8 protein-coding genes are annotated in these 8,113 nt (G+C 64.3%); 6 read left to right on the forward strand and 2 right to left on the reverse strand.

The annotated features are described in order from the left end of the window. The first annotated feature begins 135 nt into the window (after positions 1-135). From CAPSK01_RS04780 to CAPSK01_RS04805, 6 genes are read left to right on the forward strand one after another with little or no spacing between them, the layout of a single operon-like run. Positions 136-3,057: a monovalent cation/H+ antiporter subunit A gene (locus CAPSK01_RS04780; RefSeq protein ID WP_273703101.1), complete on the forward strand. Its 2,922-nt coding sequence runs from the start codon at positions 136-138 to the stop codon at positions 3,055-3,057. Beyond that, positions 3,057-3,395: a Na+/H+ antiporter subunit C gene (locus CAPSK01_RS04785; RefSeq protein WP_034923202.1), complete on the forward strand. Its 339-nt coding sequence runs from the start codon at positions 3,057-3,059 to the stop codon at positions 3,393-3,395. Before CAPSK01_RS04780 ends, CAPSK01_RS04785 begins: the two co-directional genes overlap by 1 nt. Next, on the forward strand, positions 3,392-4,906 hold the full coding sequence (locus CAPSK01_RS04790) for a monovalent cation/H+ antiporter subunit D (protein WP_034923203.1): 1,515 nt from the start codon (positions 3,392-3,394) through the stop codon (positions 4,904-4,906). The genes CAPSK01_RS04785 and CAPSK01_RS04790 overlap by 4 nt, the downstream gene beginning before the upstream one ends. Further along, positions 4,903-5,412, forward strand: a complete 510-nt coding sequence (locus CAPSK01_RS04795; protein ID WP_034923204.1) for a Na+/H+ antiporter subunit E — start codon at positions 4,903-4,905, stop codon at positions 5,410-5,412. The genes CAPSK01_RS04790 and CAPSK01_RS04795 overlap by 4 nt, the downstream gene beginning before the upstream one ends. Next, entirely contained in the window at positions 5,388-5,657 is a 270-nt protein-coding gene (locus CAPSK01_RS04800; RefSeq protein ID WP_034923205.1) for a K+/H+ antiporter subunit F, read from the forward strand. Before CAPSK01_RS04795 ends, CAPSK01_RS04800 begins: the two co-directional genes overlap by 25 nt. Next, a complete protein-coding gene (locus CAPSK01_RS04805) occupies positions 5,654-5,998 on the forward strand; it encodes a Na+/H+ antiporter subunit G (RefSeq protein WP_034923207.1) in 345 nt (114 codons plus the stop codon). The genes CAPSK01_RS04800 and CAPSK01_RS04805 overlap by 4 nt, the downstream gene beginning before the upstream one ends. A 127-nt stretch (positions 5,999-6,125) precedes the next feature. Here the strand turns inward: CAPSK01_RS04805 and CAPSK01_RS21845 are convergent, their stop codons facing one another. Then, complete coding sequence (locus tag CAPSK01_RS21845; RefSeq protein ID WP_273703102.1) at positions 6,126-6,641, reverse strand: DUF4276 family protein; 516 nt, start codon at positions 6,639-6,641, stop codon at positions 6,126-6,128. After that, positions 6,641-7,717, reverse strand: coding sequence for an AAA family ATPase (locus CAPSK01_RS04815; RefSeq protein ID WP_034923209.1), 1,077 nt, complete (start codon positions 7,715-7,717; stop codon positions 6,641-6,643). The genes CAPSK01_RS21845 and CAPSK01_RS04815 overlap by 1 nt, the downstream gene beginning before the upstream one ends. Positions 7,718-8,113: the final 396 nt, after the last annotated feature.

The raw sequence follows: 8,113 nt of genomic DNA on the forward strand, positions 1-8,113 counted from the left end.
GTGAACCAAGCTGGGAGTTTGCTGCGCTCCGGGCCAGTACTTTCTTGTCAGCGAAATACCTTGCTGGCGCTTTCTGGTTTGACTAGACTGGCTGACGGCCATGACATTTTCCAGGTACCCCCGATCCTGAAAATCATGACCGTTAGGCTATGGTGGATTCGTGATGGCGGCTTGATCGGTTCTGGCAACAATCATCGTGCCTCCGGAACCCCTTGCGAACCCGCTCCCCCACTTTTTGCCAAAGTGCCTGTGAACTCGAACCTGCTGCTTGCGGCCATCCCTGCGACGGCCTTTGCTGCCTTTCCCCTGCCGCTGCTGTTGCAGCGCTACGGGCGAGCCAGCGCGGCCGTAGCTGCGGCGACAGTGATGGCGGCGTGCCTGGGCCTCCTGCTGTCCCTGGCTCCGGCCACTCTGGCCGGCCATCGCGAAGTCGCCCGCCTGGCCTGGCTGCCCGCCTACGGGCTCGACCTCAGCCTGCGCCTCGACGGTCTCGGCCTGCTGTTCTGCCTGCTGATCCTGAGCATCGGCCTGCTCGTCGTGCTCTATGCCGCCTGGTACCTGCCGGCAAGCGATCGGCTCGGCCGCTTCTATTCGATCCTGCTGCTGTTCATGGCGGCGATGCTCGGTGTCGTGCTTGCCGAGAACCTGATCCTGCTGCTGATCTTCTGGGAGCTCACCAGCCTGTCGTCGTTCCTGCTCGTCGCTTACCGCAGCGACAAGCATGAGTCGCGGATCGGTGCCCGCATGGCGCTGGCGGTGACCGGTGGCGGTGGTCTGGCGCTGCTCGCCGGCATTCTGCTCCTCGGCCACATCGCCGGCAGCTACGAGCTGACCGTCATCCTGACTGCCGGCGAGCGCATCCGCGCACACGCCCTCTACGCGCCGACGCTGATCCTGATTCTGCTCGGCGCGTTCACCAAGTCGGCACAGTTTCCTTTCCACTTCTGGCTGCCGAGCGCGATGGCGGCGCCAACCCCGGTCTCCGCCTATCTGCACTCGGCGACGATGGTCAAGGCCGGTGTCTTCCTGCTTGCCCGCCTCTACCCGGCGCTCGGCAGCAGTGAAATGTGGTTCTGGCTGGTCGGCGGCACCGGCGCGATCACGCTCGTCTATGCCGCAGCGACGGCGCTTTTCCGCAACGACATCAAGGGGCTGCTCGCCTATTCGACCATCAGCCATCTCGGCCTGATCACGCTGCTGTTCGGTCTCGACACGCCGCTCTCGATCGTCGCCGGCATCTTTCACATCATCAACCATGCGATCTTCAAGGCCTCGCTGTTCATGGCTGCCGGCGTCATCGACCACGCATGCGGCACGCGCGACATGCGCCGCGTGAACGGCATGTTCCGCGTGATGCCGATCACCGCAACGCTGGCAATCATCGCCGCCGGCTCGATGGCCGGCGTGCCGCTGCTCAACGGTTTTCTCAGCAAGGAAATGTTCTTTGCCGAAACCGTCAGTTACCCACAGTTCGAACCGCTCGGCTGGGCTCTGCCACTGCTCGCGACGATCGCCGGGATGCTCGCCGTCGCCTACTCCTCGCGCTTCGTCCACGACGTGTTCTTCAATGGCCAACCGGTCGACCTGCCACGCCAGCCGCACGAACCGTCACGCTGGATGCGTGCACCGATCGAACTCCTCGTCGTGCTCTGTCTGCTGGTCGGCGTTTCCCCGGACTGGACCGTCGGGCCGCTGCTCGACGCCGCAGCCGGTGCCGCGCTGCAGGCGCCGCTGCCGGATTTCCATCTGGCACTCTGGCACGGCTTCAACCAGCCCGTGCTGATGAGCCTGCTGGCGCTCGCCGGTGGCGTGCTGATCTATGCGCTGCGCCGTCCCCTCTTCGCCTGGCAGGACCAGTTGCCGCCGATGCACCCGCGCACCTCCTTCGAGCGCTTCTACCGCGCGCTCGCCAGCGGTGCGCGCCGCACCGTGGCGGTAGTCGACAACGGTTCGCTGCAGCGTTACAGCGCTCTGCTTTTCGGTTTTGTCGTGCTCCTCGGCGGCTGGGCCTTTTTCTCGGCACCGGGTGGCACCGGCGTCCGGCCAGCGGCCCAGCCCGCCGACGAGGTGGCGGTCGCCGCCCTGCTCGTCCTGCTGCTCGGTGCGCTGGGCGCCACCGCGCTATACCGCGAACGGCTGTTGGCGCTGATCCTGGTCAGCGTCGTCGGACTGACCGTGACGCTGACCTTCGTTCGCCTGTCAGCGCCCGACCTGGCGCTGACCCAGCTCGCCGTCGAGATGGGGACGATCGTCCTGATGCTGCTGGTGCTCCATTATCTGCCCCCGCGCAATGCACCAAAGAGCAGTGCCCGCCGGCTGATCCGCGATCTGGTTCTGGCCCTGCTCGCCGGTGGTGGCCTGGCGCTGATCACCCTGCAGATGCTGGCGGCACCGGTCGATACGATCGCCGGTTTCTATCTGCAGCAGTCGCTCCCCGGCGGCGGCGGCGCCAACGTCGTCAATGTGATCCTCGTCGATTTTCGCGGTTTCGATACGCTCGGCGAAATCACCGTGCTGGCGATGGTCGCGCTGGCTTCGCACACCCTGCTCGACCGGCTGACCCTGAGCGCGCCACAGCACGACGCGGATGGACGGCGCTGGGCAGCGGAAGCACATCCCCTGTTTCTGTCGATGCTGATGCGTCCGCTCCTGCCGCTGGCGCTGACGGTCTCGGTCTACCTCTTCCTGCGCGGGCACCATGTCCCCGGCGGCGGTTTCGTCGCCGGCCTGATCACCAGCATCGCGCTGGTCATGCAGTATCTGGCCAACGGCATCGCCTTCGCACAGCCGCGCATGCCGCAACAGCCGGTCCGCCTGCTGGCCCTTGGCCTGCTGCTCGCAGCCGGTATCGGCGTGGCCAGCTGGCCCTTTGGCCGTCCGTTCCTGACCAGCGCGCACGGGCACCTGCCGCTGCCGCTGCTCGGCGATGTCGAACTGGCTTCGGTGATGGTCTTCGACCTCGGCGTCTATGTCGTCGTCGTGACGGTCGTCGTCACCGTCCTCTCGGAACTCGGCCGGCTGTCGCTGCGCGCCCGCGATGGCGAGGCGGCGGCCTGATGGAAGCCATGCTGGCAATCGCCGTCGGCGTGCTGACCGCCTGTGGCGTCTTCCTGATCCTGCGCGCGCGCACTTTCCCGGTACTACTCGGCCTGACGCTGCTGTCCTATGCCGTCAACCTGTTTCTCTTTGCCAGCGGCCGCCTGCAGGTCGGAGCACCGCCGTTGATCCGCGCCGGGGCTGCCTATGCCGATCCCTTGCCCCAGGCACTGGTACTGACGGCCATCGTCATCGGTTTCGGGATGACCGCCTATCTGGCGATCCTGGCCTTGCGCAGTCTGGCCGAGTCGGGCGGCGATCACGTCGACGCCGTCAGCACGGAAGATGCGCGGCAATGAACACGCACGCGCCGATCCTGCCGATCCTGATCCCCTTTGCCGCCGCCCTGCTGCAGATGCTGGCCGATCGACTGGCCTGCCAGCGCATCGTCGGCCTGCTGGCGACCGCCCTGCTGATCCTGGTCACCACCTGGCTGACACTGCTCGCCGACGATGGCCTGCTGCGCATCTACGCGCTCGGCGACTGGCCGGCACCCTTCGGCATCGTCCTCGTCGTCGATCGTCTGGCGGCGGCGATGACGCTCCTCACCGCGCTTCTCGGTTTCGTCGCCCTGCTCTACGCGAGTGCCGGCTTCGACGAGCGCGGACGGCATTTCCACCCGATCTTTCAGCTGCAGTTGGTCGGCCTGACCGGCGCCTTCCTCACCGGCGACCTGTTCAACCTCTTCGTCTTCTTCGAAGTGATGCTGCTGGCCTCCTACACACTGCTGGCACACGGCGGCGGCCTCGCCCGAACACGCGCCGGAATCAGTTACGTGGTGCTCAATCTGATTGGCTCGGCGCTCTTCCTGATCGCCCTCGGGCTGCTCTACGGAACGCTGGGGACGCTCAACCTCGCCGATCTGGCGCATCGTCTGACGCTGCCCGGGCACGATCCGGCACTCGCCCGGCTGGCGTTTGCGCTGCTGATCGCCGTCTTCGCCCTCAAGGCCGGGCTGTTGCCGCTGTCGTTGTGGCTGCCGCATACCTATAGCGCCGCCGGCGCGCCGGTCGCCGCGCTGTTTGCGATCATGACCAAGGTCGGCATCATCGCCATCCTGCGCGTGCAGGCGATCGCCCTGACACCGGCCATCCCTGATCTGCTCGACCACTGGCTGACCGCGCTGGCAATCGCCACCGTCGTCTTCGCCGCGCTCGGCGTCCTCACGGCCAGCCGCCTGCGCGTCCTCGCCGCCTGGCTGGTGCTGCTCTCCGCCGGCACGCTGCTGCTGACGCCGGCTCAGGCAAATGCCCAGGTTGCTGCGGCCGCGCTCTTTTACCTCGTGCATTCGACACTGGCCGGTGCTGCCTTCTTCCTGCTGGCCGGCGTCATCGCCGAACGGCGTGGCGAAGCTGCCGATCACTTCCGTGCCGGACCGCCGCCGGCGACCTGGCTGCAGGTCGCTTTCCTGATCCTCGCGGCGACCACTGCCGGACTGCCGCCCTTCTCCGGCTTCCTCGGCAAGCTGATGTTGCTGACCACGCTGCGTGCCGTCCCGGCCGGGACGGCAATCTGGAGCGTTTTGCTGGCGTCGGGTTTCATCGTCATGATCGCCCTCGCACGCGACGGCTGCCTGATGATCTGGAAACCGGCGACGCTTGCCGCACCGCCGCCGACCGGGGTGATCGCCTGGCAGAGAGCAACGGCAACGCTGCTGCTGGTCGCCGCCGGACCGCTGCTGGCGATTGCCGCGCACCCACTGGCTGCTTACGCCGAACGTACAGCCAGCCAGCTGCAGACGCCCGGCGCGTATGTCGCCGGCGTGCTCGGAGCAAGCATGGCGACCTCCTTGCGCGAGGCGGCGCGATGATCCACCGGCTGTTCCCGCGGCCATTCCTGTCGCTGACCGTCTTTCTGCTGTGGATGGTGATCACTCACGCCGTGTCGGCCGGCCTGCTGTTGCTCGGCGCCTTGCTGGCCATCGTCGTGCCGCGGTTGACCCGGCCCTTCTGGCCGGACCCACCGCGCCTGGTGCGGCCCGGGCAGGCGCTGCGTTTCCTCGGGGTCTTTGCGCTCGACATCGTCACCGCCAACTGGCGGGTCGCACGCCAGGTCATCGGGCCGCTGCACCGGCTATCGCCAGCCTTCGTCGAAGTGCCGCTCGACCTGCGCGACCCTTTTGTCGCCACCCTGCTGGCCAGTGTCGTTTCGCTGACCCCCGGCACGCTGTCGATCGACGTCGACCGGCAACGCTGGATTCTGCTGATCCATGCGCTCGATGCGCCCGATCCGCAGGCGCTGGTGCGCGAGATCAAGGCGCGTTACGAGTCGCCGCTCAAGGAGATCTTTGCATGCTCAATGCCGCCATCGAAATAGCCTTCGTCCTGATCGGCGCGGCGCTGGCGCTCAACCTCTATCGACTGCTGCGCGGACCCGACACCAGCGACCGCATCCTGGCGCTCGACACACTGGGAATCAACGCCATTGCGCTCCTGGTGCTGTTTGGCATCAACAGCGCGAGCACCGCCTACTTCGAGGCGGCGCTGCTGCTGGCGCTGCTCGGCTTCGTCGGCACCGTCGCGCTGTGCAAGTTCCTGCTGCGCGGAGACATCATCGAATGAACGCGCTCAGCGAAGCCGCCGTCGCCGCCCTGATCGTCCTCGGCGCGCTGTTCGTCCTGCTCGGTTCGATCGGTCTGGCGCGTCTGCCGGATTTTCTGACGCGTCTGCACGGCCCGACCAAAGCGACGACGCTCGGCGTCGGGGCGCTGCTGCTCGCTTCGGCGATCTTCTTTTCAAGTCGCGAGAACGGCGGCATCAGCCTGCACGAGCTGGCGATCCTGTTCTTCCTGTTCATCACCGCGCCCGTCACCGCACACCTGCTGGCCAAGGCGGCACTGCACCGACAGGCGAGGGTTGATGACCGCAGGCGACAGGGGGAGGAAGCCAGTAAGGAACTTTAGCAGCTTGACTAGCCGCAGCCGATGGCGCTGGACAATCACTGGAGTCTGATCAGCGAGACCTGATCGTCGCTTTGCTGAACGCGCAAGACCGATCAGATTCGGCTCGCCGGCCGGAACATCCCGTGCGCTATAGCGCTTCGAGTCGGGATATCCAGTCGTTGAAGCGTGGACACTTGGCACGGATGGTTGGCAAACCGATTCTCTCGGCCACCAGTACTCCAAACTGGGGCTTTGCGTGCTCGTAACGCGGCCAGCCTGCGATGAGGCGCTTTGATGGGGCGGTTTGCCGAGAATTGTTGACATCTTCCGGACCAGCGAAAGTCGCAAGCTGCGCCTGCCAACTGTTGATGGTACGTGTCGGCACATCGGCATAACGAAAGGCTTCGAGATCGCTGAACAGCAACGCCTCGTATTCGTGCAACTGCAAATAACCAGTGCCGTATTGTCCTGTTGGCACCAGGTGCGTACCTGATGGCAAATTTGTGCGAAGCTGACCACACCGCCTTGATGGCCCTTGCTGGTACGGATGCGGTGTCAGCCAGACCTGAAAATTAGCCAGGTGTCGAACCAGCATGCGGTTGACGAACGTTTCTTCGGTCTGGCCTTCGACGAGGATGTTGACGCGAGTGTTGTTGCCGGCCATCAGTATGGCCTCCCACCAAACATGTTCTGCTTCCACATGTCACCGAGTGCGTATTCCTCCATCCAGACGGCGAGTTTTTCCGACTCCAGGCGTTTGAAGGTGGATTGGCCGCTATCACGATCGACCACGATCACGTTGGTGGGAGCGAAATGGTTCAACAGTTCCACGGACTGTGTCGAAACTATCAGTTGGTGTTGTTCGGCCGACTGGCGCAGCAGTGAGGCAAGCAACTCGATGGCATAAGGATGCAAGCCCAGTTCCGGCTCGTCAAAAAGCAGCGTGGCTGGCATCAGTTCATCCGGTTGCATGAGTACGGTGGCCAGGCAGATGAAACGCAGGCTACCGTCCGACAGGTGATGACCAAGGAAGGGGAAATCGCTACCGATTTCCCGCCATTCCAGCTGAATCGTGTTCGGGTCGAGCGGATTGGGGCGCAACTGGAAATCGGAAAAAAACGGGGCGACTAGCTGCACGGTATCGACGATTCGGCGATAGTGATCCGGAAATTGTTCGTGCAAGCGGTAGAGATAGGCCGCGAGGTTGGCGCCATCCGGGCGCAGCCACCCGTTATCGTTCAACGCACAGGGTTGTTTCATCGGTGCCGTGTCGCTGGTGTCGTGGAAGTGATAGACGATCCAGCTTCTGACCGAGGGCACAACATAACTGGCGATGGTTGGCTGGATACCGCTGCCCGATTGTGTTTCCGCGTGACCGATGCCCAATGAAAAATCCCCGCCCATGTTCCAATGAAAGGCTTCGCGGGCAAAAATCATTGTGTTGGCTTGTGTCGGCTCCAGAGTCAGCTTATATCCGTTGTTGCCGAAATACATTTCTGCTGCCATCTGCGGTGTGTGCTTACGGCCGAAATGCAGCAAGGCGTCAGGGCCACCGGTTTTGGCGACGTAATAATTCAGTTCGCCGGCCATCAGGCGGGCAAGCAGGCGGAAGAAGCTGATGAAATTGCTCTTGCCTGCGCCATTGGCGCCAATCAACACATTCAGGTTGCCGAGGTCGAGCGAGTCGAGTTCCCGAATCGATTTATAGCCGCGGATGCTCAGATTGCGGATCGGATTCATGGCATCTGCCTCTACATGGATTTGGGAGCGGTTTTCATTGGGCTATTTTACGGAGCAGTCTGGAGGTTTGGACATTACTGCCCGCCTTTCTCCGGTTGTCAGATCATCGCCAGCGCATGCTCAGTCGTAGCGGGCGCCCAGCGCCTTGGCGATGAAATGGCGGCCGACGCGCGGTTTCGGCACGCGGTCGTCGAACCAGGCGCGGTCGTCCTCTTCCAGGCCGATGCCGTGCATGCAGTTGTAGAGTGCCTTGTTCAGCGCTTTGCCGAGGCGGTCGTGGTCGATGCCGGTGGGACTGGGAAACCCGCAAGCTCGACATCCGCCACGCCGTGCCACTGCCGTCGCGGCCGCACGGCCTCCTGCCGGAGGCCGATGGCGGCATGCTGGTCGTGGCGG

The sequence above is a fragment of the Candidatus Accumulibacter vicinus genome (assembly GCF_000584955.1).
GTDB classification, from domain to species: Bacteria; Pseudomonadota; Gammaproteobacteria; order Burkholderiales; family Rhodocyclaceae; genus Accumulibacter; species Accumulibacter vicinus.

What these genes read in the sequence shown, in the direction of transcription:
- CAPSK01_RS04780 (WP_273703101.1), top strand. Translation starts at nt 136, where the DNA reads ATGACCGTTAGGCTATGGTGGATTCGTGATGGCGGCTTGATCGGTTCT.
- CAPSK01_RS04785 (WP_034923202.1), top strand. Translation starts at nt 3,057, where the DNA reads ATGGAAGCCATGCTGGCAATCGCCGTCGGCGTGCTGACCGCCTGTGGC.
- CAPSK01_RS04790 (WP_034923203.1), top strand. Translation starts at nt 3,392, where the DNA reads ATGAACACGCACGCGCCGATCCTGCCGATCCTGATCCCCTTTGCCGCC.
- CAPSK01_RS04795 (WP_034923204.1), top strand. Translation starts at nt 4,903, where the DNA reads ATGATCCACCGGCTGTTCCCGCGGCCATTCCTGTCGCTGACCGTCTTT.
- CAPSK01_RS04800 (WP_034923205.1), top strand. Translation starts at nt 5,388, where the DNA reads ATGCTCAATGCCGCCATCGAAATAGCCTTCGTCCTGATCGGCGCGGCG.
- CAPSK01_RS04805 (WP_034923207.1), top strand. Translation starts at nt 5,654, where the DNA reads ATGAACGCGCTCAGCGAAGCCGCCGTCGCCGCCCTGATCGTCCTCGGC.
- CAPSK01_RS21845 (WP_273703102.1), bottom strand. Translation starts at nt 6,641, where the DNA reads ATGGCCGGCAACAACACTCGCGTCAACATCCTCGTCGAAGGCCAGACC.
- CAPSK01_RS04815 (WP_034923209.1), bottom strand. Translation starts at nt 7,717, where the DNA reads ATGAATCCGATCCGCAATCTGAGCATCCGCGGCTATAAATCGATTCGG.